The 25,389-nt window shown below is 52.9% G+C and carries 20 protein-coding genes; 8 read left to right on the top strand and 12 right to left on the bottom strand.

Annotation, left to right across the window (positions count from 1 at the left end):
- Genes rhuM through ACMHLI_RS14320 form a run of 4 tightly spaced genes read right to left on the bottom strand, consistent with a single transcriptional unit; the run spans position 1 to position 3,742 of the window.
- Positions 1–999, bottom strand: coding sequence for a RhuM family protein (rhuM, locus tag ACMHLI_RS14335; RefSeq protein WP_413530045.1), 999 nt, complete (start codon positions 997–999; stop codon positions 1–3).
- A complete protein-coding gene (locus ACMHLI_RS14330) occupies positions 992–1,288 on the bottom strand; it encodes a restriction endonuclease subunit S (RefSeq protein ID WP_413530145.1) in 297 nt (98 codons plus the stop codon). The genes rhuM and ACMHLI_RS14330 overlap by 8 nt, the downstream gene beginning before the upstream one ends.
- A complete protein-coding gene (locus ACMHLI_RS14325) occupies positions 1,192–2,229 on the bottom strand; it encodes a restriction endonuclease subunit S (protein WP_413530044.1) in 1,038 nt (345 codons plus the stop codon). The genes ACMHLI_RS14330 and ACMHLI_RS14325 overlap by 97 nt, the downstream gene beginning before the upstream one ends.
- Positions 2,222–3,742 (bottom strand): type I restriction-modification system subunit M, encoded by a 1,521-nt coding sequence (locus ACMHLI_RS14320; protein WP_413530043.1) that lies wholly within the window; start codon positions 3,740–3,742, stop codon positions 2,222–2,224. Before ACMHLI_RS14320 ends, ACMHLI_RS14325 begins: the two co-directional genes overlap by 8 nt.
- Positions 3,743–3,920: 178 nt before the next feature.
- Between ACMHLI_RS14320 and cytX the strand changes: the two genes are divergently transcribed.
- Complete coding sequence (cytX, locus tag ACMHLI_RS14315; protein ID WP_413530042.1) at positions 3,921–5,174, top strand: putative hydroxymethylpyrimidine transporter CytX; 1,254 nt, start codon at positions 3,921–3,923, stop codon at positions 5,172–5,174.
- 40 nt (positions 5,175–5,214) lie between these two features.
- On the opposite strand, the gene ygjK is transcribed toward cytX, so the two are convergent.
- Complete coding sequence (gene ygjK, locus ACMHLI_RS14310) at positions 5,215–7,602, bottom strand: alpha-glucosidase (RefSeq protein WP_413530041.1); 2,388 nt, start codon at positions 7,600–7,602, stop codon at positions 5,215–5,217.
- Positions 7,602–8,684, bottom strand: a complete 1,083-nt coding sequence (ygjJ, locus tag ACMHLI_RS14305) for a protein YgjJ (RefSeq protein ID WP_413530040.1) — start codon at positions 8,682–8,684, stop codon at positions 7,602–7,604. The genes ygjK and ygjJ overlap by 1 nt, the downstream gene beginning before the upstream one ends.
- 213 nt (positions 8,685–8,897) lie before the next feature.
- On the opposite strand from ygjJ, the gene ebgR reads away from it, so the two are divergent.
- From ebgR to ACMHLI_RS14285, 4 genes are all read left to right on the top strand, one after another.
- The gene (ebgR, locus tag ACMHLI_RS14300) at positions 8,898–9,878 is read left to right on the top strand and encodes a transcriptional regulator EbgR (protein ID WP_413530039.1); all 981 of its coding nucleotides are present in this window, start codon (positions 8,898–8,900) and stop codon (positions 9,876–9,878) included.
- A gap of 214 nt (positions 9,879–10,092) precedes the next feature.
- A complete protein-coding gene (gene ebgA / locus ACMHLI_RS14295) occupies positions 10,093–13,164 on the top strand; it encodes a beta-galactosidase subunit alpha (protein WP_413530038.1) in 3,072 nt (1,023 codons plus the stop codon).
- Positions 13,164–13,616, top strand: a complete 453-nt coding sequence (locus tag ACMHLI_RS14290) for a beta-galactosidase subunit beta (RefSeq protein ID WP_413530037.1) — start codon at positions 13,164–13,166, stop codon at positions 13,614–13,616. The genes ebgA and ACMHLI_RS14290 overlap by 1 nt, the downstream gene beginning before the upstream one ends.
- 57 nt (positions 13,617–13,673) lie before the next feature.
- Positions 13,674–15,173 carry an amino acid permease gene (locus ACMHLI_RS14285; protein WP_413530036.1) on the top strand — a complete coding sequence of 500 codons (1,500 nt, stop codon included), beginning with the start codon at positions 13,674–13,676 and terminating at the stop codon, positions 15,171–15,173.
- Positions 15,174–15,240: 67 nt separating this feature from the next.
- Here ACMHLI_RS14285 and mqo (ACMHLI_RS14280) read toward each other — a convergent pair whose 3' ends face one another.
- The 5 genes from mqo (ACMHLI_RS14280) to ACMHLI_RS14260 all read right to left on the bottom strand — a co-directional run bounded on the left by mqo (ACMHLI_RS14280) (position 15,241) and on the right by ACMHLI_RS14260 (position 21,098).
- The gene (mqo, locus tag ACMHLI_RS14280; protein ID WP_413530035.1) at positions 15,241–16,893 is read right to left on the bottom strand and encodes a malate dehydrogenase (quinone); all 1,653 of its coding nucleotides are present in this window, start codon (positions 16,891–16,893) and stop codon (positions 15,241–15,243) included.
- A gap of 397 nt (positions 16,894–17,290) precedes the next feature.
- Entirely contained in the window at positions 17,291–18,940 is a 1,650-nt protein-coding gene (gene mqo, locus ACMHLI_RS14275) for a malate dehydrogenase (quinone) (RefSeq protein ID WP_413530034.1), read from the bottom strand.
- 313 nt (positions 18,941–19,253) lie between these two features.
- Positions 19,254–20,030 carry an anti-sigma factor family protein gene (locus ACMHLI_RS14270; protein WP_413530033.1) on the bottom strand — a complete coding sequence of 259 codons (777 nt, stop codon included), beginning with the start codon at positions 20,028–20,030 and terminating at the stop codon, positions 19,254–19,256.
- Complete coding sequence (locus tag ACMHLI_RS14265) at positions 20,027–20,512, bottom strand: sigma-70 family RNA polymerase sigma factor (RefSeq protein WP_413530144.1); 486 nt, start codon at positions 20,510–20,512, stop codon at positions 20,027–20,029. The genes ACMHLI_RS14270 and ACMHLI_RS14265 overlap by 4 nt, the downstream gene beginning before the upstream one ends.
- A gap of 43 nt (positions 20,513–20,555) precedes the next feature.
- Complete coding sequence (locus ACMHLI_RS14260; RefSeq protein WP_413530032.1) at positions 20,556–21,098, bottom strand: tetratricopeptide repeat protein; 543 nt, start codon at positions 21,096–21,098, stop codon at positions 20,556–20,558.
- Between the two features lie 370 nt (positions 21,099–21,468).
- Here ACMHLI_RS14260 and ACMHLI_RS14255 point away from each other — a divergent pair, with 370 nt between their 5' ends.
- Positions 21,469–22,215 carry a flagellar brake protein gene (locus ACMHLI_RS14255; protein WP_413530031.1) on the top strand — a complete coding sequence of 249 codons (747 nt, stop codon included), beginning with the start codon at positions 21,469–21,471 and terminating at the stop codon, positions 22,213–22,215.
- Between the two features lie 8 nt (positions 22,216–22,223).
- On the opposite strand, the gene ACMHLI_RS14250 is transcribed toward ACMHLI_RS14255, so the two are convergent.
- On the bottom strand, positions 22,224–22,982 hold the full coding sequence (locus ACMHLI_RS14250) for an SDR family NAD(P)-dependent oxidoreductase (RefSeq protein WP_413530030.1): 759 nt from the start codon (positions 22,980–22,982) through the stop codon (positions 22,224–22,226).
- Between the two features lie 126 nt (positions 22,983–23,108).
- Between ACMHLI_RS14250 and ACMHLI_RS14245 the strand changes: the two genes are divergently transcribed.
- Together ACMHLI_RS14245 and yhjD are read left to right on the top strand one after the other, a co-directional pair.
- Positions 23,109–24,008: a LysR family transcriptional regulator gene (locus tag ACMHLI_RS14245; RefSeq protein WP_413530029.1), complete on the top strand. Its 900-nt coding sequence runs from the start codon at positions 23,109–23,111 to the stop codon at positions 24,006–24,008.
- Positions 24,009–24,092: 84 nt separating this feature from the next.
- On the top strand, positions 24,093–25,232 hold the full coding sequence (gene yhjD, locus ACMHLI_RS14240) for an inner membrane protein YhjD (protein WP_413530028.1): 1,140 nt from the start codon (positions 24,093–24,095) through the stop codon (positions 25,230–25,232).
- Positions 25,233–25,389 lie beyond the last annotated feature (157 nt).

Raw genomic sequence — 25,389 nt, 5'->3', positions numbered from 1 at the left:
TTAGTCCTTTTTCTTCTGTAAACGTTTTTCGAGTTGGTCCAGCTGTTCCAACTCAGCCCTGTCAGCTTCCAGTGCATCCTGCTTTTTACGCTGCTGATCAAAAACTTCATAACATTGATGTGCTTTTAACATCATCTGTTCGCGGCTTATTGAACCCGCGCGCTTTAATATTGGCTGATCGTTAAATGCCATAAATTTATCGACGTACTCCTGCCAGTCGCTTAATACCAGATGCTGTTTTCTCTCGGCGCGAAACTCAGCAAATTCGAAGAACATGGAAACCTGTCGGTTAAGACTATCCAGCTCATCGTTATTGAGATAATTCTTCGCCACCACAACATCCGCTTTGCGCACGCGTTGCCCTTTAAAACTAAATAAATTCATATTCGGTTTACCGGGGTCTGCCCTTTGCACAATTAGCTCAGCAGCAGTGAAGCCTGTCACGGCAAAAAATAACTTATTTTGCACTTCAGCAAATAGCAGCGAAGTTTCTTTTTCGTTAGCCCGATAATCTTCAGAAAGCGCCAGTAAATCGCGTATTTTTTGATAGAAACGTAATTCGGAAGAACGAATTTCGCGAATACGTTCGAGGAGTTCATCGAAGTAATCCCACTTGGGATCTTTAAGGCGCTCGTCATCCATCACGACGCCCTTAGACAAATATTCGCCCAGCGTATTGGTCGCCCAGCGTCTGAACTGTGTGCCTCGCGTCGAACGAACCCGATAGCCGACGGCGAGTATCAATGGCAGGGCATAAAGCTGGGTCAGGTACTCTTTTCCATCGCCCGCAGTTGTCAACTTACGGTTGACAACTGCCTCCTCAACCAGCTCCTGCTCTGAGAAAATGCTTTTCACATGCTTACTGATATTTTGCTTACTGGTCTGGTAAAGCTCCGCCATTTCCAACTGAGTCAGCCAAACCTGACCACCCAGCTGACGCAGAGTAAACTGCGCCAAACCATCTTCGCTGGTATACAAAATCACATCATTTTCAGGCATCCATGCACTCCTCTGTAGCGTTAATTTTCACCCGGCGCTTACCGGTCAGTAATTGCTGCATCAGCGCGGTTTTTTCCTGTTTCAGGAATGCCAGTTTCTTTTGCAACAGTTCGATTTCGTTATCGGCAACGGTGAGGATTTGGGCGATTTTTTGTTGTTCTGGGAGTGGGGGAAGATTTGCCGGATACTGTTTCAAATAATCTGTAGTAACGCGTTTCTGTCCTGCGGAACCTTGCATATTGGCTTCTCCACGTACGCGAAACTCATCTGTATTAGTAACGTAATAGATAAATTTTGAATATGTATTTTTTTAGCACGTAAGACATGGAACTCTGTACTACCAAATCCAACGCCATTTTTTAATTTATCTAAATAGGCACCCTTACCGTTTTCAAAACAAGGTGTAATTTTAGCAACTAAAACATCATTATCAGAAAATGAAGTAAATCCTTTCTCAACATCATCATAATTTCTTACTTCTGTTCTAATTAACTTTGCATCTTCCGAAACTGAATCCATCGAGATGAAAGATACTAATCCACCCTCTGGACATGATGCTTTCTTAGGATTGATATAGCAGGCATCTCCTAAGGTAGAGTTAATCAGCTCCCCCTCAAACCCCGGCAACCGTTTCTTCCCCGTCAACAAACTCTGCATCAGCGCTTTTTTCTGCTGCTGGCTGTTGCCGATCAGTTGTTCGGTGGTGGCAATCGCCTTATCCCAGGTTGAGAGGATTTGGGCGATTTTGGTTTGTTCTGGGAGTGGGGGAATCAGTGTCTCAACCTTTCTTAACTCTCCAAGTGAAATTTCTTGAAGAGCTGAGCCTGCGACACGGCTCAATAATTCAGAGCGAAGTATTGGTGATCTTAGAGCCCATAACAAAAATTCCGGATCAATTTTATCTTTTTTTGGCGATATCCGAGCAAGCCCTCTTGTAATATTAGCCCCTACGAGTTCTTCACTAATTAATTTAACAAGGCCGACTACACCACGAAGAGCCATAACAATTTCATCTTTTTCAAGAATTGTTTTCTTATACGAATCATTAATCTCTTTAGACGTAGTAATGACATTCTTTAAAGAAATACTTTGTTGAGTTAAATCTACTACTCGAAGACAAGGAACACCATCGAGAACAGAAAGCCCAGTTTGTACAATTCCATAAGATATAGGCTTTTTACAAATATCTGAGAGAATGGCTTTCTCCCAACCCGCCGGAACCTTACTCATAGCCCAGCTCCTTCAGATAGCCCGCCATTTCCACTTCCAGCACATCCAGCTGAGCCGTTAATTCAAGGCGCTCTTCGCGCACCGCCACCAGATCGATTTCATCTTCTTCTTCGAAGGTATCGACATAGCGCGGAATATTCAGGTTGTAGTCGTTATCCTGAATCTCTTTCAGGCTGGCGATATAGGCGTATTTATCGACAGAGCCGCCTTCGCGGTAGGTGGCGATAATTTTGGTGATATTTTCCGAGCTGAGTTCGTTCTGGTTTTTACCGGATTTATATTCCCGGCTGGCATCGATGAATAAGACGTTTTTGTCGATTTTGTCTTTTTTGAAGATAAGGATCGCCGCCGGAATGCCGGTGCCGTAAAACAGTTTTTCCGGCAGGCCGATTACCGCATCGAGCAGGTTTTCTTCAATCAGCTGCTGGCGAATTTTCCCTTCACTGGATCCACGGAACAACACGCCGTGCGGCACCACCACGCCCATGCGGCCGGTGGCAGGCTTCAGGGTCTGGATCATATGCGAGATAAACGCATAGTCTCCCTTGGTTTTTGGCGGCACACCACGGTGAAAGCGATCAAATTTATCAGATGCCGCATCGTCGTGACCCCATTTATCCAGGCTGAACGGCGGGTTGGCGGTGACGATATCAAACAGCATCAGATCGCCGTTTTTATCCAGCAATTTCGGGTTGCGGATGGTATCGCCCCACTCGATTTTGTGGTTGTCTTCACCGTGCAGGAACATGTTCATTTTCGCCAGCGCCCAGGTGGAGCCAATGGCTTCCTGACCGTACAGCGCATAGTTTTTTGAGCCGTGATTGGTGCGCACGCGGGCACCGCATTTGATCAGCAACGAGGCGGAACCACAGGCGGGGTCACAAATACTGTCGCCCGGCTGCGGGTCTAACAGCTCAGAGATCAAATCCGAGACTTCCGGCGGGGTATAAAACTCACCGGCTTTCTGCCCGCCGCTGGCGGCAAACTTCTTGATCAGATATTCGTAGGCGTTACCGATCACGTCCAGCGTACCAACGCGGCTCGGTTTGAGGTTCAGCTCGGGTTTGTCGAAATGTTCGATCAGCTCGCGCAGAATGCCGTTCTTCTGCTTCTCTTCACCCAGTTTGTCAGTATTGAAAGAGATATCCTGAAACACGCTTTTCCCGGCATCTTTAAGCTTGGTGCCGTTGGCCTCTTCAATGGCGTGCAGCGCCTTATCGATACGCTCGCCGTTGCCCGGCTCATAGCGGCTGGCATAAATGGCGTAATAGCTGGCGTCTTTCGGCAGAACAAAGCGCTCACTTTTCATCAGCGCTTCAATCAGCTCCGGCGAGTCGCCGTGCTCTTTGGCGTAAGTGTCGTAATGATCCTGCCAGACGTCGGAGATGTACTTCAAAAACAGCATGGTGAGGATGAAATCTTTATAGGTATCCGCGCTGATGGTGCCACGGAAAGTGTCACAGGCATCCCAGAGCGCTTTGTTAATATCGTCTTGTTTTACTTTATCGTTCATTCGGGTCCGTCACTCTTAATCGGTTATGGAAAAGCATGGCGGCATTCTACCCTTAACGCCCCCCTGCCAAAACAGCGAAATGGCAAAACCCAAAAGTGCGCCTCTTTCCTCGCCTGTCATCAGAATTCCTGCGCAATATGCTATAACAGACCCTCGCTGTAACTACGAAATTAACCTCATGAAAGATAATAGTATTTATTCCCCAAAGTCTTCGATACCGGAAAAGTCACGGGTATTGGGCTGGTCTGATTTATTCTCGCTGTGGTTTTCTTTAGGCATGGGCCTGATGGTATTGCAGGCTGGAGCGATTCTGGCACCCGGACTCGGGCTGGCGGGGTCGATAGCCGCTATTATGCTGGGTTCGGCGGTTGGCGTTGCGCTGCTGGCGCTGGTTGGGGTGATCGGCGGACAGACGGGAATGTCGTCGATGGCGTCGCTGAAGCTAAGCCTCGGTAAGCGCGGCGTGGCGTTGCCGGTGCTGTTTAATCTGATCCAGCTGATTGGCTGGGGCGCGTTCGAGATCGTCGTCATGCGCGATGCGGCCACTCTTCTGGCAAAACGGGCGTGGGGCGACGGCGGACTCTGGGCCAACCCGACACTCTGGACATTTATCTTCGGCGCAATCGCCACGCTGCTGGCGGCCAGCGGGCCTCTGGCATTTATCCGCGTGGTGCTGCGCCGCTGGGGGATCTGGCTTTTGCTGGCGAGCTGCGCGTGGCTGACCGGTTATCTGTTCCTGCATGCGGATTTATCCACGCTGTGGCATAAAGCGGGAGACGGCTCGATGCCGTTCGCGCTGGCCTGTGACATCGTGGTCTCGATGGCCTTTTCGTGGCTGCCGCTGGTGTCGGATTACACCCGCTTCGGCAAATCGGCGCGGCAAAACTTTTGGGGAACGGCGTGCGGATATTTTCTCGGCAGCGTGTGGATGATGTCGCTCGGCGTGGCCTATACGCTGGCGTTCGTCAGCACATCGACCGACGCTAACGCCCTGCTGCTGGCACTTTCCGGTATCGCGCTGGGTATTCCATTGCTGCTGATTTTGGTGGATGAACACGAAAACGCGTTCGCCGATATCCACTCGGCGGCGGTCTCGGCAGGCACATCGTTGCCTGTGAGCATCGGAAAACTCACGCTGGGGATTGGCTTGCTGTGTACCCTGATCGCATGGGGCGTGCCGCTCACGCAATACGAGAATTTCCTGCTGCTGATTGGCTCAGTGTTTGCGCCCCTGTTCGGCGTGGTGCTCACCCATCATTTTGTCCTGCGCCAAAATACGCAGAAAGACCTGAATGTGCGATCGCTGGCAGCATGGATTATCGGTATCGCGGTCTATCATCTGATGGCCAATCTGCTGCCGGATATCGGCGCGACCCTTCCGTCGCTGGTGGTGGCGGGGCTGGTATGCTGGGGATTGGGGCGAAAATCCTGACCTGCGAAAACCGCCCCGAAGGGCGGTTACGTCTGCTGAATTATTTCAACTTACCCTGCCCGAAAAAATCGTTATACAACATATAAAGATGCGCGGCGCTCCATGAGAAATTCGGGGCGCCCTGCTGCTTACCGTTGAGCGGGTTGTAGTTCTCGCGGATCGGGCCGTCGGTGACCAGGCCATCGGCGTGGTCGAAGAAGGTCTGCGCCATCGCGACGGCATCATCGCGATAACCATATTGCTCCATGCCTTTTAAACCGAAATAGAGCTGATCAACCCACACCAGGCCACGCCAGTAGATGTCTGCGCCGAATGCCGGATTGGTCAGCGCGGCGGTGCCGAGCGGCACGTAGGTGTTGAACTCTTTCGGATCTTTCATGACCTTCACCACCGCGTCGGCGTGGGCCTGCGTCGCTGCACCGTTGAACAGCGGGGACCAGCCTTCCGGGCCTTTGCCGCGTTCGACAATCGGCTTGCCCACGCAGCCGTTGGCCAGCGGTTCATCTTCAATCCGGATGTCATAGAAGAAACCACTCCGGCTGTCGAACATGCAGGTATTGATGTAACCGGCCAGTGTCGCGGCTTTGCTGCGGAAAGCCTCCGCTTCGGATTTCTTATCGAGAATGTCTGACATTTCAGCCAGATATCTATTGTCGCTGAACATATAGCTGGCTTCGTCCACCGACTCCTGCAACAGCGAGTAGCCTAACAGCGTGCCGTCCGCAGCGCGGTTTTCGGCGAAGCTGACCTGCCAGTCCTGTTTTTTACCGCCATTTTTGACGTATTTCGCCAGCTGATCCGCATCGATAAAACCAAAGGCCGCAGCATCGTCACGACCGGATTCCCAGGAAGCCGCAACTTGCGCCGGGATCTCAATGCTGTCGTATTTGCCGGATTTCACCACGCGATCGTAGTTTTTCAGACCCGATTCTGTCTGCTCTTTTTGCCCCTCTTTGACGGTAAACAACATTTTGCCGTCCGCCGTGTTATGCGCTTTATCGCGCGTCGCGCCATATTCCGGCACGCCATTATGGTTATGATCGCGGTTACGCAGCCACCAGTCATGATAAGCGACCAGCTTTGGGTACATCTCGGCCAGCCACGCTTTATCGCCGGTGGTTTTGTAGACTTCCATCACCGACCACGCCGCCAGGCTCGGCTTGGTGTTGCGCTCATTCCAGTTGGTCCCGTCGCCGCCACGTTCTGCGCTCGGGTTGTAGGCAATAAGATCGGGAACAAAACCGGCATCCCACGGGCGTACCGGATCGCCAGGCTGGATCTGAAACGCAAACACCGCGCGAATATTGTCTTTCGCCACGTCCGGGTTGAAATGCGCCATCGCGTACGCCTGTTTCCAGGTGTCCCACGGCCAGGTCTGATTGCCAGAGAACCAGCGGCCCGTCACTGACGGCGTGACAGAATCAAACTTCATCGCACCCGCCGCACCGCGCCAGTTGCCGTTCAGGGTTTCGATGGCTTTCACCGCCACGCGCTCCTGCGCTTGAGTGGCATGCCGATTGGTCAGCCCGGTTTTCAGATACCCTTCCCAGCGTTTTTCCGAAGCGCTGAGATAGGTTTGCGGATGGAGGAGAATATCGGCGATTTTCGGCTGTTCCCGCTGCACTTCGGCGGCAGTCAGCAGATGCGAATAGGTGGTGTAAATCGTAGTAGATCCGGAGATGTCCGCCTTACCGGTAAACTGATGGCCATCGACAATCGTCTGCATCGGCAGAGATTTGTGGATCTGATACTCAGACTCTCCGGACGTCATCAGGCTGGAAGGCGCACGCACTTTACTGAAAGTGACGCGCAGCCCGTCGGCGGTCGGGAGAAGAGTGCGCGTATAGCCGGGATATTCCTGTTCGATGGTTTTATCCGACAGCGGTTTGCCTTCCTGAGCGTGAAGTTTCTCCAGCAGCTGACCGTCCCACACCAGTTCCAGCGGGGAATCGGTGGTGATTTTGGTTTCCAGCAACGAAGTGCGCGAGGTGGCGAAACGCAGCGTCAAATCGATGCGGATGCCGGGCGCGGTCAGCGTCTGGACAAGCGCACCGGGAATGCTGTACGCCGTCATGCTCAGCGCGACTTTCTTCCCGTCTTTGAAGACTGTCAGGCGATCAAAATTCTCCGCCATAAAGTTGATATATTCTTCGGTGAGCAGCGCCGGGCCGGGAAATCCACCCATACTTTCCGCGCCTGCCGGTAATAAATGTCCGTGCCACGCACCGTCATCAAATAACGGATTAAAACGCTGATGCTCATCGAAATCATAATCGAGCATATATTGCGGCGCGCCGGTGCGGTTAATGACGTTTTTATAATTTTCTGCCTGTAATATCTTTGCATTATCGGCCAGTGCAGTGCCGGAAATACATAATGCCGCTGAGATGAAAAGAGTGGCGGGTTTAAGTCTGCTGACGATTTTCATTATGATTTACCCCAATAGAAATATTGCATCAGAAATATCGAATTACTGGCACCGGTATTGTCGTTGCTCATATAAAATTTACTGTCTAATGCCGTCGCAAACCGGCCACCGTAATATTCGTACCAGATCCCGCCCTGTGCATAGGAGGTCGTGGTGTCAGGCGCATTATCTAAATGATGTTCGGCGTAGCTGTATGCGGTGGAGAAATAAAGGCCGGATACGGCTTCGACCATCGCGCTGACCATCATCCCGGATTCGCTGCCCGGATGATTGCCATCGCCCTTGCCGGTGTGATGCCAGACGCGCCCTGCCAGGTTTTTGCCCTGCAAACCGGCGAGCAACAGCTGCCCGGTGCCGTCGGTGAGTTCGAGGCCATTGAGCAGCGTCAGCCCTTCCGCCAGATCATATTGCGTATAACCGTTGACCATCGCGCGATAGGTGTATTTATCTGAATAACGGTCATATTTCCCGAAATGCAGCAGCGCTTTACTTTCGTCGACGCGACTTTCCGGCGCGGCGGTCACGCTGTAGCGGAACTTGCCGGTAAGATTCTGGATTTTCGCCGCCTGCGTTAAATCGCGCGTATTGGGGATGACGTAACCGTATTCCGGCGTAAAATCGCCCCACCATTGCAGGTCATCGAGTGAAGAGTCATTGCGCATACTGAGGATCATCTCGGTGCCGTTATCCGTACGGTAGCCGCCATAAAATCGGTTCAGGCCGCCTTCAAATCCGCCCCAGCTGTGATCCGGCACCCAGGCATTTCCCTGATGATCGGCCTGTACCGTCCAGCCTTCGCCGTAAATAAGCCCGAACCAGTTGCCGTGCTTTATTTCCAGGCCGCCTTCGATATAAGTTCCGTCGCTGTATTTATGCTGGTCTTTACCGTTTAAATAGACGCTGCCGCCGCCGCCCATTTCGCCATAAAAACGGTACGCCGTGGCATCCGGATTTGTTGGTGTTATTTCAGGTGGGGTTAATACATTGTGTTCGGCGGGTACAGCCGGTTCCTGCGCCCCTAAACTCATTGGCGAGGCGAATAATAAAAACATTAATATTTTATTGAGTGATATTTTCTTCATTGTTATGCGCTTCGCTCAGAGTGAAGGGTTTAAGGAGTGAGCCAAAAAGTAAAACGCATAGTAGTAAATATTTTACTAAAATATACTGAAATATCGGTAAAGCGTTAACCTGGTCACAATGCTTTTTTGGGCGTTCACGCAGCCGCAGCGGGTATACATAAGCCGCTGATCACATTAAGCTACGGCTTTGGTTTACCTATTTATGAGACGCTGATGGCTACTTTGAAGGAAATCGCTGAGGCCGCGAACGTATCCGTTGCGACGGTTTCGCGCGTGCTAAATGACGATCCGAGCCTGAGCGTGAAAGCGCAAACCCGGCAGAACATTCTGGAAGCGGCGGAGCGTCTGGAATATAAGCTGTCCTCTTCCAAACGCAACGCTACGCACCGGATGACTTTCGCGGCGCTGTTCACCTACCGCCAGGGGCTGGAAATTGATGATCCTTACTATCTTTCCATGCGCTATGGTGTTGAAACACAATGCGAAAAACTCGGTATCACGCTGATTTCAGGTTACGACTTTACTGGCGATAAACCGCTGCCGTCCGCCGACGGTTTTCTGGTAATCGGCCAGCCGCAGACCGCGCTGCATCAGCAACTCAGTCAGCAATCCTGCCCGGTGGTATTCATAGACGGCGTGATGGAAGACGCACAGTTTGACTGCGTGAATGTCGATCTCTTCAAAATCAGCCAGAAGGTGATCGATTTCTTCATCGGCCAGGGCTATTCGCGGATCGGCTTTATCGGCGGGCGCGATCACCCGGAATTCGCCGACCAGCGTGAGCAGGCGTTTGTGGAATATGGCCGGCTGAAAAACGTCGTGCAGCCGCAGGATATTTATTACGGCGATTTCACCAGCCAGTCCGGCTATCAGTGCGCGAAGAAAATGCTCGCGGGGAGTACCTCCTGGCCACCAGCGCTGCTGATCGCCACCGATTCCATTGCACTGGGCGTGACCCGCGCGCTGCTGGAGCATGGCGTGAAAATCCCCGAGCAAATTGCGCTGATAAGCGTCAACGACATCCCGACCGCCCGCTTTGTTTTCCCTTCTTTATCAACGGTTCGCATTCATTCAGAAACCATGGGCGCGCAGGCAGTTAACCTGCTGACTGAACGCCTGCGCGATGAACGCAGCGTGCCGCTTTCAGTGTTTGTGCCGAGCTCTTTGCAACTGCGCGACACCACGCGCTGCTGATCCTGCGCTTGCGCGAATCACTCTCTGGCACGCGGCTTTTCGATGAAAAGGCGGTGTCAGAGGGATCACTGACGATCGAAAAATTAACCGCATGATCCTCAAACACATTTTTTAATTTGTGTGATCTCTCTGACAATCAGTAAATGTTTTTAGTTATTTTTACTAAATATTTACTATCTTATTTCCCATAGAAACACGTCTCAGGAGAGATCAAGTGAATAATTGGGAAAACATCGACAAGCAGTCAGAAAACCGTTTACCGCCTCGCGCCCGCTTTTTCAGTTATGAAAATGCACAGCAGGCGCTGAGCTTTGACCGCGCCGCCAGCCAGAATTTTCAGCTGCTCAGCGGCCGCTGGCAGTTCCGTTATTTTGCACATCCGGCGTTAGTCCCCGACGAATTCTACTGCCAGCCCGTAAACGACTGGGGCGATATCGCCGTGCCGGGCATGTGGCAGATGGAAGGCCACGGTCAGCTGCAATATACCGACGAGGGTTTTCCCTATCCGATCGACATTCCTTTCGTGCCCGCCAACAACCCGACCGGCGCATATCAGCGCACCTTTTTTCTGGATGCTTCCTGGGCAGGCAAACAAACCCTGATTAAATTCGACGGTGTCGAAACCTACTTTGAAGTTTACGTAAACGGCCATTACGTCGGCTTCAGCAAAGGCAGCCGCCTGTGCGCGGAGTTTGATATCAGCGCCTTCGCGCAGCCGGGCGAAAATCTGCTGTCGGTGCGTGTGATGCAATGGGCGGATTCGACGTATATCGAAGATCAGGATATGTGGTGGATGGCGGGGATTTTCCGCGATGTGTATCTCACCGGCCAGAATCCTGTCCATTTACAAGATTTTTCCGTCGTCACGGCATTCGATGAAAACTACTGCGATGCCACCCTGAAAATTGATGCCGCTCTGCACAACCTTCACCAGCCCGTCAGTGGTTACCGGCTGCACGCGCAGCTGTGGGATGGCGATCGCTGCATTGCGGAGTTATCAACAGGTGACTTGCATATCAGCGACGAAACCCGCTGCCGGCTGGAGATGCCGGTCAGCCAGCCACGCCAGTGGAACGCGGAGCATCCGGCGTTATATCAGCTGCTGCTGACGCTGTATGACGACGCAGGCAAGGTGATTTCCGTGGTGCCGCAACACGTCGGATTTCGTGATATCACCGTGCGCGACGGATTGTTTTACATCAACGGGCGCTACCTCAAACTGCACGGCGTGAACCGGCACGACCACGATCACCGCAAAGGGCGCGCAGTCGATATGGCGCGGATTGAGCGCGATATCATCCTGATGAAACAGCACAACATCAACTCGGTGCGCACCGCACATTACCCCAACGATCCGCGCTTTTACGACCTGTGCGACATCTACGGCTTATTCGTGATGGCGGAAACCGATCTGGAAAGTCACGGTTTCGCCAACGTCGGCGATCTGAGTCGTATCACCGACGATCCGCGCTGGGAACACGCCTATGTTGAACGTATCGAGCGACATGTAATGGCGCAGAGAAATCATCCATCGATCGTGATGTGGTCGCTCGGCAACGAGTCCGGCTATGGCTGCAACATCCGCGCCATGGCGGCGCGCTGTAAGGCGCTCGACCCGACGCGCCTCGTTCATTACGAAGAGGATCGCGACGCCGAGGTCACTGACGTCATCAGCACTATGTATTCCCGCGTGCAAATGATGAATGCGTTCGGCGAATATCCGCACGCTAAACCGCGCATCATTTGTGAGTACGCCCACGCGATGGGTAACGGCCCCGGCGGACTCGCGGAATATCAGGCGGTGATGAACCGTCACGCCAGCCTGCAAGGGCATTACATCTGGGAATGGTGCGACCACGGCCTGCTGGAAACCGCCGAAAACGGGCAAATACGCTACACCTACGGCGGCGATTACGGCGATTATCCGAATAATTACAACTTCTGCATGGACGGCCTGATTTATCCCGACCAGACGCCCGGCCCCGGCCTGCGTGAATATAAGCAGGTGTTATGCCCGGTGGACATCAGCCTTTGTGGCAAAAATCTGCGCGTCAAAAACCGTTACTGGTTCAGTTCACTGGAAGACATCACCCTGTCGCTGACCGTGCAGATTGCCGGTCTCTGCACAGAAACCCGTGAAATCACCCTGCCGCATTTGCAACCCGGAGAATGCGAAGAGATTCCATTGCCGGAATTCGCTGCCAGCGGACAGGAAACGTTCCTTAACGTCAGCATCAGTAAAAACAGTCCGACCGCCTATAGCGAAGCGAATCATCCGCTCGGCCACTATCAGGTACTGTTGCAGGCCGCACAGTCGCTGGCGGCGTTACCCGAACCGGATAACCGGATACCGCTGGTTTGCGACGAGCAGAAGCATGTCATTATCGTCAGCGGTCAGGGCTGGCACCTTGAATTTTCGCGTCTCGACGGTGAACTGAAAAGCTGGCAGGTGGACGGCGAAGAAATCGTCGGCCGCGCACCCACGCTCAACTTCTTCAAACCGGTCATCGACAACCATAAGCCGGAGTTCGAAGGCATTTGGCAGCCAAATCATTTGCAAATCATGCAGCAGCATTTTCGCTCGCTGCATTGTGAACGACAGAACAACGACGTGGTGATTGAAGTCCGCACGGTGATCGCCCCGCCGGTGTTTGATTTCGGTATGCGCTGCGTTTACCGCTGGCGGATATCGCCGCAGGGCGCGGTCAGTCTGGATCTTTCCGGCACGCCTTATGGCGATTTCAGCCACGTCATCCCGAAAATAGGTCTGGATTTTGGCATCAGCCGCCGTTTCGCGCAGGTGGAATATTACGGTCGCGGGCCGGGCGAAAACTATCAGGACAGCCGTCAGGCCAACCTGATCGGCCATTATCAGCAGCCGGTAAGCAGCCTGTTCGAAAACTATCCGATGCCGCAGGACAACGGTAACAGGCAGGATATCCGCTGGCTGAGCCTGCGCGACAAGGCTGGGCACGGGATTTTCATTCAGCCACATCAACCGATCAATTTCAGCCTGTGGCCTTACAGTTCGCAGATGTTGCAGCAGGCGCAGCACATCGACGAGCTCACGCCGGACAGCTGCCTTACGCTCAATCTCGACCACAAAATTATGGGGCTCGGCTCCAACTCCTGGGGCTCGGAAGTGCTCGACAGCTACCGCGTGTATTTTTCTGCATTCAGCTACGGCTTCACGCTGGTGCCGTTCCGTCAGCAGGACACCGACAGCCTGAGTCTCGCAAAACTTTCCTTTCAGCCCCAGTCCTTAGAAACCCCGGAGGCGAACTGATGATTATTCTTAACTCGTTAGCTGAATTTCAGCGGCTGTACGGCACAGGAAAGAAATGGCTGCGCTGCATGGAAGCAGTTAATAACCTTGAAAAAATACGCCCCGGCGTTTTTCACTCCATCGGCGATTCGCTGGTGTACCGGCTGGCGTCCGGCGCTGAGGCGCAGCGGGCAGAATTTGAAGGCCATCGCCGGTATTTCGATGTGCATTATTACCTCGAAGGCGGTGAGGAAATTGAGTTCGCTGCCAAATCAGGGCTTAACATTTTCGCGCCCTACAGCGATGAAACCGATCGTGAACTCTTCACCGGCAGCGGCGAAATAATCACAGCGCGAAAAGGCAACGTCATCATTTTTGAAAATCACGAAGCCAGCCGCTTCCGGCCGGAAAAAGATCTCCGAAAGGCCATCCTGAAAGTGACCATCGAAGAAAGCTATTTCTTAAACAAATAATTTCTTAAACAAATAATAAAAAACTCACCCTACAAATATCGCAGTTGGAGATTCACTATGGCCGGGTCCAGTCGTAATACGATCGGTAAATTTGGATTGTTATCCATGACATTTGCCGCTGTTTTTAGCTTCAATAATGTCATCAATAATAATATTCAGTTGGGCATCGCCTCCGCGCCGGTCTTTCTGGTGGCGACTGTCCTTTATTTCATTCCATTTTGTCTGATCATCGCCGAATTTGTCTCGCTCAATAAAAACTCGGAAGCCGGCGTTTATGCCTGGGTAAAAAGCGCGCTCGGAGGGCGCTGGGCATTTATGACGGCGTACACCTACTGGTTCGTGAATTTATTTTTCTTCACGGCGCTGCTTCCGCGCGTTATTGCTTACGCCTCGTACGCATTTTTAGGGCATGACTATATTTTCACACCGGTCACAACTGCCATCATCAGCATCTGCCTGTTCGCTTTTTCCACGCTTATCTCCAACAGCGGTACGAAATTACTCGGACCGATGACGTCGGTGACCTCCACATTAATGTTACTGCTGACGTTCTCTTATATTGTGCTGGCAGGCGCGGCATTGGCTGGCGGCGTCGAACCGGCAAATCCAATCAACGTCGAAGCCATGACGCCGCATTTTAACTGGGCATTCTTAGGCATTATCGCGTGGATATTTCAGGCAGCGGGCGGTGCGGAATCGGTCGCGGTCTACGTCAATGACGTCAAGGGCGGCAGCCGCGCCTTCGTCAAAGTCATCATCATTTCCGGGCTGGTGATCGGTGTGCTTTATTCCATCGCGTCACTGCTGATTAACGTTTTCGTGGCACAGTCTGCGCTGCATTTCACCGGCGGTACGGTGCAGGTATTTGAAGGATTATCGGCACACTTTGGTTTACCGGCGGTGATGATGAACCGCTTCGTCGGCGTCGTTTCATTTACCGCGATGTTTGGTTCACTGCTGATGTGGACGGCCGCACCGGTCAAAATTTTCTTTACTGAAATTCCTAAGGGGATTTTTGGGGAGAAAACCATTCGTCTGAATAAACACGGCGTGCCGACGCGCGCGGCGTGGATCCAGTTTCTTATCGTCATTCCGCTGATGTTAATTCCGACGCTGGGCTCAAACAGCGTGCAGGAATTAATGAATACGCTGATCAACATGACCGCTGCGGCCTCCATGCTGCCGCCGCTGTTTATTATGCTGGCGTATCTGAATCTGCGGCTGAAATATGACAAGGTTGAGCGCGATTTTAAAATGGGCTCAAGAATGCAGGGGATCACCATCGTCAGTACGCTGATTGTGATTTTTACCGTCGGATTTATCGCCTCGACCTTCCCGACCGGCGCCAGCATTCTGACCATTGTGTTTTATAACGTCGGCGGGCTGGTGCTGTTCCTCGGTTATGCATGGTGGAAATACAATAAATATTCCAAAGGGCTGGATGCGCAAACGCGTTATGACGAAGACACCCCGCTGGCGAGAATTGTGCTGGAATCACAAAACGAAACGGCACGCATAAAAGAAGCGAATATCGCGAAATCGCTGTCCGGCGCGTAATCAAAACTAAAGATATAAAAAAACCGCCTGATACAAAAAGGCGGTTTTATGTTTGCGGAACCAGACGTTACAGCGCGATATCCGCTGGCAGATTGGTTTCTTCCTGAGCCTGTGCGTCGAGCGGACGCAGCTGCACCACCTCGGCGACCGGCGTCGTCTTCATCGACGGCGTCTCGAGTTGCAGAATACGGCTGGTTTCCAGCAGCTCTTTCTCGGTCGCTTCCACATTGCCGTTCAGTTTGGTGCCATACGACGGGATGATCTCGCGGAATTTGGCCTGCCATTGCGGGCTGGCGGCTTTCTCTTTAAACACGGTTTCCAGCAGCTTCATCATGATCGGCGCAGCGGTGGACGCGCCCGGAGAGGCGCCCAGTAACGCGGCGATGCTGCCATCTTTCGCGCTGACCACTTCCGTACCCAGACGCAGTACGCCGCCGTGCTTGCCATCTTTTTTGATGACCTGCACACGCTGCCCGGCCACCCAGCGTTTCCAGTCTTTCTGCTCGGCCTGCGGGAAGAATTCCTTCAGCGCTGCATGACGATCGTTATCGCTGAGCATCACCTGCCCGACCAGATATTTCACCAGATCGAAGTTACCCATGCCGACGTGCGTCATTGGCAGTAAGTTCGAGCTGTTGACACTTCCGAACAGATCCCACAGGGAACCGTTTTTGAGGAATTTGCTGGAGAAGGTCGCGAACGGCCCGAACAGCAGAACCTGTTTACCGTCGATAATACGGGTATCGAGATGCGGAACGGACATCGGCGGCGCGCCCACGGCGGCCTTGCCGTAGACCTTCGCCAGATGGCGTTTCACCACGTCCTGATTTTCAGTCACCAGGAACTCCCCGCCGACCGGGAAACCGCCGTAGTCACGCGCTTCCGGAATACCGGATTTTTGTAACAGGGTCAGCGACGCGCCACCGGCGCCGATGAACACAAATTTCGCGTTCACGACGTGATGTTTATGGCTGTGTTTGAGATCCGTGATGGTCACGCGCCAGCTTCTGTCCGGATTGCGCTGGATATCGCGCACTTCCTGACCGTTAGCCAGCGTGAAATTGGATTTTTTCTGTAGGGCTTCCACCAGCTGACGCGTCACTTCGCCGAAGTTAACGTCGGTGCCCGCCGTGGTGCGGGTTGCCGCCACTTTTTGCGCCGGATCACGGCCATCCATTACCGCCGGGATCCACTGTTTGATTTGTTCCGGGTCTTCCGAATATTCCATCCCGCGAAACAGCGTACTTTCCTGCAGGGCAGCAAAACGTTTGCGCAGGAAATCGATATTTTCATCGCCCCAGACAAAGCTCATGTGCGGCACGCTGTTAATGAACGAGCGTGGATTATTCAGCACACCTTTCTGCACCTGATAGGCCATAAACTGACGGGAAACCTGAAAGGCTTCGTTGATCGCCAAGGCTTTGGTGATATCGACGGAGCCGTCCTGCATCACCGGGGTGTAGTTCATTTCTGCCAGCGCGGAATGGCCTGTCCCGGCGTTATTCCAGCCGTTCGAGCTTTCCTGCGCCACGCCGTCCATGCGTTCGATCATATGGACTGACCAGTCCGGCTCGAGCTCCTGAAGAAAGGTCCCGAGCGTAGCACTCATAATTCCGCCGCCGACCAGCAATACATCAACGGATTTTTCGTCTTCTGCGGCCGCAGGCTCGCTGGCACCCAGTGAGTCACGGTTGAGAAGCATACCAAGTATCTTTCTCATGACGTCTGTTTCTCTAAATGTTCAGTTCTGTTTTGTTATGACGATTTGTTATGACTTCTGTTATCACAATCGAACAAGAAATTAGCAAAAAAACACGCGGGAACGTTACTGAATCTTCATTTTTTCAAATGATGGCAACGAATATAACATTATCACTACATAATTTAAAAAAGGATTTAACCTTTCAAAAAAAGAGGAGATGAGAGCGTCTGACCTTCGCGCAGGCCGCATCCGGACGGGGTTTTCGGGGAGTAATGATGATGTTTTTGACCGATTTGTCGCGTACAAAGAACGCGCAATTCGTGCTAAATCGGGTTTGAGGGAGGAAGAACCTGGAGAAGATTGTTAAAAAGGCGCGGTCTCCCGCGCCTTCCTGATAACGGCTTTAAGATTCAGATTACAGCGCGACGTCTGCCACTTGTTTCTGCTCCTGGCCTTGCTTAGGTGCTGAAGAGTTATCCGCAGCGGGTGCCGGTTCGACCGCTTTTGGCTGTGGATTATCCAGCATCAGAACGCGGCTGGTGTCGCCCAGTTCTTTCTCTGTCGCCGCCACGTTGCCATTCAGCTGGGTGCCGTAAGAAGGGATGATTTCCTTCAGTTTGGCCTGCCACTCTGGTGTCGCGACTTTGTCTTTAAACACTTTTTCCATCAGGTGCAGCATGATCGGCGCAGCGGTAGATGCGCCCGGTGATGCACCCAGCAGCGCGGTGATACTGCCGTCTTTCGAGCTGACCACTTCGGTACCCAGACGCAAAACGCCGCCTTCTTTCTCATCTTTCTTGATGATCTGCACGCGCTGACCGGCTTCCCACAGACGCCAGTCTTCTTTCTTCGCATCCGGGAAGTATTCACGTAATGCATCGAAACGGTCGTCGTCCGAGAGCATCACCTGGCTGACCAGATATTTCACCAGATCGAAGTTGTCGATACCCACGTGGGTCATCGGCATGATGTTAGAGAAGTTGACGCTGCCGAACAGATCCCACAGGGAGCCGTTTTTGAGGAATTTGCTGGAGAAGGTCGCAAACGGCCCGAACAGCAGAACTTGTTTACCATCGAGAATACGGGTGTCGAGGTGCGGAACGGACATCGGCGGCGAGCCAACGGACGCTTTGCCGTACACTTTCGCCAGATGACGTTTCACTACGTCCGGGTTCTCAGTCACCAGGAATTCACCGCCGACCGGGAAGCCGCCGTAGTTATCCGCTTCAGGGATACCGGATTTTTGCAGCAGAGTCAGGGACGCGCCGCCCGCACCGATAAACACGAATTTGGCTTTGATGACGCTTTCTTTGTCGCCATTTTTCAGGTCAGCAACGGTCACATTCCAGGTGTCATCCGGGTTACGTTTGATTTCACGTACTTCATGGCCGAGGCTCAGGGAGAAGTTAGGTTTCTTCTGCAAAGAAGCCACCAGCTGGCGGGTGATCTCGCCGAAGTTCACGTCGGTACCGATCGGAATGCGCGTTGCAGCGACTTTCTGTTTCGGGTCACGACCTTCCATCACCAGCGGGATCCACTGTTTGATTTGCGCCGGGTCTTCAGAGTATTCCATGCCACGGAACAGCGTGCTTTGTTGCAGCGCGGCGTGACGTTTACGCAGGAAGTTGATGTTGTCATCCCCCCAGACAAAACTCATGTGCGGCGTGCTGTTGATGAAAGAACGCGGGTTGTGCAGAACGCCGTTCTCTACCTGATAAGACCAGAACTGGCGGGAAATCTGGAAGGATTCATTGATCTCAACCGCTTTGGAAATATCGATGCTGCCGTCGGGTTTTTCCGGCGTGTAGTTCATTTCTGCCAGCGCAGAGTGACCGGTACCGGCGTTGTTCCAGCCGTTGGAGCTTTCCAGTGCAACACCGTCCAGACGCTCAACCATATTGACTGACCAGTCCGGTTCTAATTCCTGAAGGTACGTCCCCAGCGTCGCGCTCATAATGCCGCCGCCGATCAGTAATACATCGACGGGCTTCTCATCTTCTGCGAACGCTGACTGACTGAAGGCAACCACGTTAAGGCAGAGGATCATGGCGAATATCTTTCTCATGACGTCTGTTTCTCTGAATGTTTAGTTTTAGTTTTGCAGGTGAAAGCTATCCAAATTTCCCTGGATAAACGAAATCAACAACCCGGTGCGGTGGGAAACAAGCGATTGTTTCCACAGAGTATGAAAGGACAATAATGGGGAGTAACGAAAACCGCGGTGACTAACGACAATTCAACCACATAAATGTTACCGATTACTCATATTATCGAGATTTCGTAAACATTTTAACATTGCCGTTACGTGCATTAAAAATAGTTTAATACTTTAAATAATTACATAAGTTAGTTCCGTGACGAAACTATCTGCTAAAAGCTCAGGCGAGTTTTGCCTGCAAAGTGGCCGCATGTTCCGCCAGAATCGCCGCCGGACTGTGGCCTATCAGCATGAAGTTGTAGCCGGATTGCCGCCAGTAAATGACGTTCATTTTCTGCCGAATTTCACTCTCCTGCGCCGTGTCGTCACGCTGTTCGCTCCGGGTAATACACAACGCCATCGGGCCGAAACGTGCGTCCAGATAGGTTATCTGCGCGATGTCATATTCATCGTAATGCAACATTCTGGCATTTTTCAGCGCGGCGCCCTGCACACTCAGCGCCGCCGGCGTTAACACGATCCCAAGCGATTTCTGCACCCGCCACAGCTGGAGCTGCTGCTGTTCAGGGGAATCATTGATGTCCGCCAGCGTCTGCGCAGTGTAGAGCGACATGTAATCCGCCACGCGATCGCGCCAGGTGATTTCGGCATGCAGCATGGTCGAATAACGCCCGGCGAGTAGCCCGACCGCCAGAAAACTCACCGATGCGGCAAGCAGTGCGCGACGGCTAACGCCGCGCGCAGCGGCGACCGGCACATCCGGGATCGCATCCAGTACAGCCTGAAGCCTGCCGACCGGCGCGTCCTGTAACATCGCGCCAAAAGCATCATGAAAAGGTAAATTGCTGCGCGCCATCTGCGCCAGCCGCTCAGCCAGAACATTGTCGTGCGCCAGCTGTTGTTCAAACTGCGCGCGCTGTTGTGCGCTCAGCTGATTATCGAGATAGGCGACTAACACCTCATCGGAAAAAGGAGAAGACAGGATTTCACGGGTCATTTTTTCTCTCCCTGTCGTGATGACGTTCCGCTATTTTTTGCCAGCGTCAGCCGTGCGGATGCCAGACGGCTCATGATGGTGCCAATAGGCACTGACAGCGTCATCGCCGCCTCCTGATAGGTGAAACCTTCGACGTAGACCAGAAAAACCGCGTTGCGCTGCGCTTCCGGCAGGCCATTCACCCTTTGCATCACCTGCGAATGCCAGCGCTGGTCTTCAAATGAAAATGCGTCGGCGGGCGTATCCAGCTCATTCACATCCACAAATCCCTGCCCCTGACGGACGTGCTGTGCCCTGAGTTCATTGACCCAAATAGAGTGCAGAATCGAAAAGAGCCAGCGATCGGTTCCGGCGCTGTCCACCACCTGGGCGCAGCGTTCCAGCGCCCGCACGCAGGTGGATTGCACCAGATCATCCGCCACATCGCGCTTATGCGATAACACCATCGCATAGCGCCAGAGGCGGGCCAGACACTGGCTCAGTTCGTGACGTAATTCTGTCGGTGAAATTTATCGTTCCCCGTACTCAGGATTCCGGATGGCCGTCGATAGCGGCGCTCAGATCACGATATTCCTCGCAGCCGGTGCCGCATAAGCCTTTGATGGTGGCCAGCTGTGCTTTGGCGAGATCGGGGCGTCCTTTAATCATATAAGCTTCGCCGAGATACTCGCGCACTTTGGCGTAATTTGCATCGATGGCGATAGATTTTTGATAATAGCCGATGCCTTCGTCAGTGCGCCCGAGTTTGCGGGTGGCATAGCCGCGATAATTCCATGCCTCTTTGGTGTTCTGATCTTTGAGCGTATTCAGCACCGTCAGGGCTTCCTGATAACGGCCAGTTTTGGCCAGATGGTAGGCGTACTGGGTTTTGTCCTGATCGGAAATCATACTGCCTTTATCCACCATACAGCTTTGGGTTTTGCTGTCGTAGATTTGCCCTTTCGGGCAGTCGGGTGTTTTCTTCGCATCTGAGTTGTCGCCCATTGCGTTCGCACCTGCGCTGAACAACAAAACATTGCCCGCGAAACACACTGCTGCCAGCGCCTGAATCATAGTTTTTGTCTTCATGATGATGTCCTGTAGAGAGGAATCGATAACTTCGCCTGAGTTCCAAGACGACACCGTTAAGACGGTTTGAAGAAGCGCGCCGCGCCCGACAGTGTTCGTTTCAAGGTAAACACCTGAATGCGGCTTTCTATTCGGTTTATTTCGGGGGTGAGAGCAAAAAATCATACTCAGAAGAATGAAATATCGCCTATATATAATTCAGGGCGGTTCAAAGCCGCTCACTGACACCGGAATTTCACTTTGAGCCGGTGAAAATATCAGGGTTAACACAATAAAGATTTGTTCTGAGTGGCCGATAACCGTAGTGGGCGCTTTATACGTCAAAGGCTGCGCCAACATTTTGTGATCATTGCATATAGAGGTGTGGCAGGTGAGCGAAGTACCCAAAGAGTCGTTTGCTAAGCGTAACACGCTGGCGATTTTGTCCGTTTTACGGGATCTGAAAAAAAACCAGACGCTGGTCATGGTCACCCATGCCCGTGGACAATTTATCAGTAAAATTCTGGATGTGAATTCAGACGGACATCAGTTCTTATTCGATCTGGGCAGTTCCGATTACGAGAATGGGCTGGCGATGGAAGCAGAATCGCTGACCTTTGTGGCGGAACCGACCGGGGCAAAAGTCGAGTTCTCGTGCAGCAAAGTCCGTCAGGTGACGTTTGACGGCCTGCCGACATTTATCTGTGATATTCCGCCAGTGCTGTATTTCATCCAACGCCGTGAGTATTTCCGCGTTAATGTGCCCTGGTTGCCGGACTACCGTTGCAGCGGCAAACTCTCCGATGCCACCGAGTTTGCTTTTCGCGTGAGAGACATTTCGCTGGGCGGGCTGGGGCTGGAAATTGAGGGCACCGCGCTGCCGGAAATCACCTCGGGCGAAGTGCTGAAAGATTCGGTTATCCAGCTGGCAGAGCTCGGCACGTTTAAACTGGATCTGCAGTATATCGGCTCGATGCCGCGTAAATCGGTCAGCAACAAAGGCGAGACGGTCAGCTCGCAGCGGCTGAGCTTTAAGTTTCCGCGCTTATCGCCCGCGCAGGAACGCGACCTGCAACGGGCAATTTTCGAGCTGGAAAAACAACAGCATATGAAAGCCCGGCGTTTCCAGCACGATTGACGCTGCGATCAGATAAACATGCCGCCTGATGCTTCGACACGCTGGGCGGTCATCCAGCCTGCTTCATCACTGAGCATTAACGCCACCATATCGCCGATATCATCCGGCAATCCGACACGGCCCAGCGCAGTGTTATCCGCCACCATTTTATTCACCTGCGGATTATCGCGCACCATGCCGCCGCTGAAATCCGTCGCAATCGCGCCGGGTGCCAGCACGTTGGCGGTGATGCCACGCGCGCCCAATTCCCGCGCCTGATAACGGGTCAGCACCTCAATTGCGCCTTTCATGATGGCGTAAGCGGATGAGCCCGGAAGCGCAAAGCGCGCCAGCCCGCTCGACACGTTGAGGATACGGCCACCGTCGGCCATCAGCGGCAGCAGTTTTTGCGTCAGGAAGAACGGACCTTTCAGATGGATGTTCATCATCAGATCGAACTGTTCTTCGGTGGTCTCAGCGAATGCTTCGTGCAGCCCGACACCGGCATTGTTCACCAGAAAATCGAAGTTATCGCGCTGCCAGACTGCTTGCAGCTGCGTTTTCACCTGCGCGACAAACGCATCAAAGCTGCTGCTGTTGCCCGCATCAAGTTTGACCGCTACAGCCTTCCCGCCCGCCGCTTCCACCGATTTCACCACCGCCTGCGCCGCATCCTGCTGGCTGTGGTAGGTCAAAATGATATCCACGCCCTTTTTTGCCAGCTTTTCAACGGCATTCTTACCTAAACCACGGCTTGCGCCGGTCACGATAGCGATTTTTCGACTCATTTCAGACCTCACTAGGGTTATGTCACTTCAGCATCGGATGAAACATAGCCTATTGGATTACCTGCGTGTGATAAATGGTCCATAATGAGTTTCACTGTCTCAATCCAAACAACAATCGGATATTATGTGGATAAAATACAATCAATGCAGGTCTTCGTGCGCGTCGCCGAGCTGAGTAATTTTACCCGCGCCGCCGAAAGTCTGGGATTACCGAAGGGCAGTGTGTCTCGTCTGGTACAACAGCTGGAGACGCGGATGTCCGCCCGCCTGTTGCATCGTTCAACGCGTCGCGTGCAGCTGACGCAGGACGGGCAGGTGTTTTATCAGCGCTGCAAGGAGTTGCTTTCTAACATGGATGAGCTGGAGACGATGTTTCAGTCGAATCCGGCCAATGTCAGCGGGCGGCTGCGGGTGGATATGTCAGTCGGTATGGCGACGCATCTGGTGTTACCGCGTCTGGCGGAATTTCTCAACCGCTACCCGGCGCTGGAAATCGAACTGAGCAGCACCGATCACCGCGTCGACGTGGTGCGCGAAGGATTCGACTGTGTGGTGCGCTCCGGCACGCTGAAAGATTCGGGGCTTATCGCCCGTCCGCTCGGGCATCTCAGCGTGATCAACTGCGCCAGCCCCGGCTATCTGCAACGCTACGGCACCCCGGATCACCCCGACCAGCTGGCCCATCATGCGATGGTGCATTACGAGCAAACGCTCGGCAGCCACACGTCCACGTTCGAATACCTCGACGGCAAGCAGGTGAAAAGTGTTAAAACCGGCGGCGCGGTGACGGTCAACAGCACCGAAACCTACGTCTCTGCCTGTCTGGCCGGACTGGGGATTATTCAGGTGCCGCTGATTGGCGCGCGGGACGCGCTGGCGAGCGGCCAGCTGGTGAGTATTTTGCCGCAATTTCGCGCGCCGCCGATGCCGGTTACGCTGGTTTATCCCCACCGTCTGAACCTGTCGCGACGCGTCAAAGTGTTCATGGACTGGCTGACGGAAATCACCCAAACGTTCATTGCCTGACCGCTTAAGCCTGCACGGCCCCGGCTGCGCCTCACAGGTGTCTATACTTAAGACTGGATACACTTTTAAGGACAACATGGATCAATGCCCCTAATTTCAAAAGAAGACCTTTCAAAACATACGCCGGAAAAGCAGGAAGAACCGACGCCGCTGATTAACATCAAAACCGGCAATCACACGGTAGATAAAAATATCGGCAGATTTTCGCGTCTGGTTGAGCACGTCAAATCCTGGGGATGGGTAGCCCATTTGCTGCGCACCACCGAACGGTTTAACGATCGCCTCGGCAGCCAGTTTGGCGCGGCCATCACCTATTTCTCGTTCCTGTCGCTGATTCCGATTCTGATGGTGTCATTCGCCGCCGTCGGTTTCGTGCTGGCCTCGAATCCGGATTTGCTGGCCGGGATTATCAATAAAATCGTCAATAGTATCAGCGATCCCAATCTGGCGGCGACGCTGAAAAGTACCGTGAATACGGCTATCCAGCAGCGTACGGCGGTCGGTTTATCCGGCTTATTGATTGCGCTCTACTCAGGTATCAGCTGGATGGGTAACTTGCGTGAAGCGATCCGTGCGCAGTCCCGCGATGTGTGGGAGCGTAACCCTCAGGATCAGGAGAAAATTTATCGCCGTTATTTCCGCGATTTTGTCTCCCTCACCGGTCTGGTGCTGGCGCTGATAATCACGCTGTCGCTGACCTCGATTGCCGGTTCGGCGCAGGAAACCATCGTGGATGCGCTGGGGCTGGGCGGTATCGAATGGCTGAGGCCAGTGATGACCAGCATCGCGCTGGCGATTTCCATTGCCGCCAACTATCTGTTGTTCCTGTGGATTTTCTGGATGCTGCCGCGTCACAAGCCGCGTAAAAAAGCCCTGTTCCGTGGCACGCTGCTGGCGGCAATCGGCTTTGAGGTCATCAAGTTTGTGATGACCATGACGCTGCCGCGCCTGGCAACCTCGCCTTCCGGTGCCGCCTTTGGTTCGGTGATCGGCCTGATGGCGTTCTTCTATTTCTTCGCCCGCCTGACACTGTTTGTCGCCGCCTGGATCGCCACCGCGCAGTACAAAGACGATCCGCGTATGCCTGACCCAAAAGAACGGGCCGCGCAGAAGAAGAAGGACGCAATGATAAACGACAGCGAATTCACTCAGGACCACATCATCGTGCCAGATGAAATACATATCGCAGACGTTAATCCTGAAAATGAAATAAGAAAGCAGTGATTATCACTAATTTCATCTCATCCTGACCCCGAAAACCAGAATAACTGACTGAGAGCGGCACTTTAATTTAGCCATTTCCCCGTCAGTTGTTCTGCATTTCATCTTTTCACCGAACTTATGTTTGGTGAAACAGGATGTTAATAAAACAATCACCCGA

This window comes from Rahnella inusitata, assembly GCF_965118895.1.
GTDB lineage: Bacteria > Pseudomonadota > Gammaproteobacteria > Enterobacterales > Enterobacteriaceae > Rahnella > Rahnella inusitata_A.
The sequence above is the reverse complement of the archived record's forward strand: the minus strand, read 5'-3'. Positions and strand labels throughout refer to the sequence as shown.

Bases quoted from the DNA above. Each gene is read 5' to 3' on its own strand.
- ygjJ (WP_413530040.1), bottom strand. From the start codon at position 8,684: ATGAAGAAAATATCACTCAATAAAATATTAATGTTTTTATTATTCGCC.
- ygjK (WP_413530041.1), bottom strand. From the start codon at position 7,602: ATGAAAATCGTCAGCAGACTTAAACCCGCCACTCTTTTCATCTCAGCG.
- ACMHLI_RS14285 (WP_413530036.1), top strand. From the start codon at position 13,674: ATGGCCGGGTCCAGTCGTAATACGATCGGTAAATTTGGATTGTTATCC.
- ACMHLI_RS14260 (WP_413530032.1), bottom strand. From the start codon at position 21,098: ATGAAGACAAAAACTATGATTCAGGCGCTGGCAGCAGTGTGTTTCGCG.
- ACMHLI_RS14325 (WP_413530044.1), bottom strand. From the start codon at position 2,229: ATGAGTAAGGTTCCGGCGGGTTGGGAGAAAGCCATTCTCTCAGATATT.
- ACMHLI_RS14270 (WP_413530033.1), bottom strand. From the start codon at position 20,030: ATGACCCGTGAAATCCTGTCTTCTCCTTTTTCCGATGAGGTGTTAGTC.
- yhjD (WP_413530028.1), top strand. From the start codon at position 24,093: ATGCCCCTAATTTCAAAAGAAGACCTTTCAAAACATACGCCGGAAAAG.
- ebgR (WP_413530039.1), top strand. From the start codon at position 8,898: ATGGCTACTTTGAAGGAAATCGCTGAGGCCGCGAACGTATCCGTTGCG.
- mqo (WP_413530034.1), bottom strand. From the start codon at position 18,940: ATGAGAAAGATATTCGCCATGATCCTCTGCCTTAACGTGGTTGCCTTC.
- cytX (WP_413530042.1), top strand. From the start codon at position 3,921: ATGAAAGATAATAGTATTTATTCCCCAAAGTCTTCGATACCGGAAAAG.
- mqo (WP_413530035.1), bottom strand. From the start codon at position 16,893: ATGAGAAAGATACTTGGTATGCTTCTCAACCGTGACTCACTGGGTGCC.
- ACMHLI_RS14320 (WP_413530043.1), bottom strand. From the start codon at position 3,742: ATGAACGATAAAGTAAAACAAGACGATATTAACAAAGCGCTCTGGGAT.
- ACMHLI_RS14290 (WP_413530037.1), top strand. From the start codon at position 13,164: ATGATTATTCTTAACTCGTTAGCTGAATTTCAGCGGCTGTACGGCACA.
- rhuM (WP_413530045.1), bottom strand. From the start codon at position 999: ATGCCTGAAAATGATGTGATTTTGTATACCAGCGAAGATGGTTTGGCG.
- ACMHLI_RS14250 (WP_413530030.1), bottom strand. From the start codon at position 22,982: ATGAGTCGAAAAATCGCTATCGTGACCGGCGCAAGCCGTGGTTTAGGT.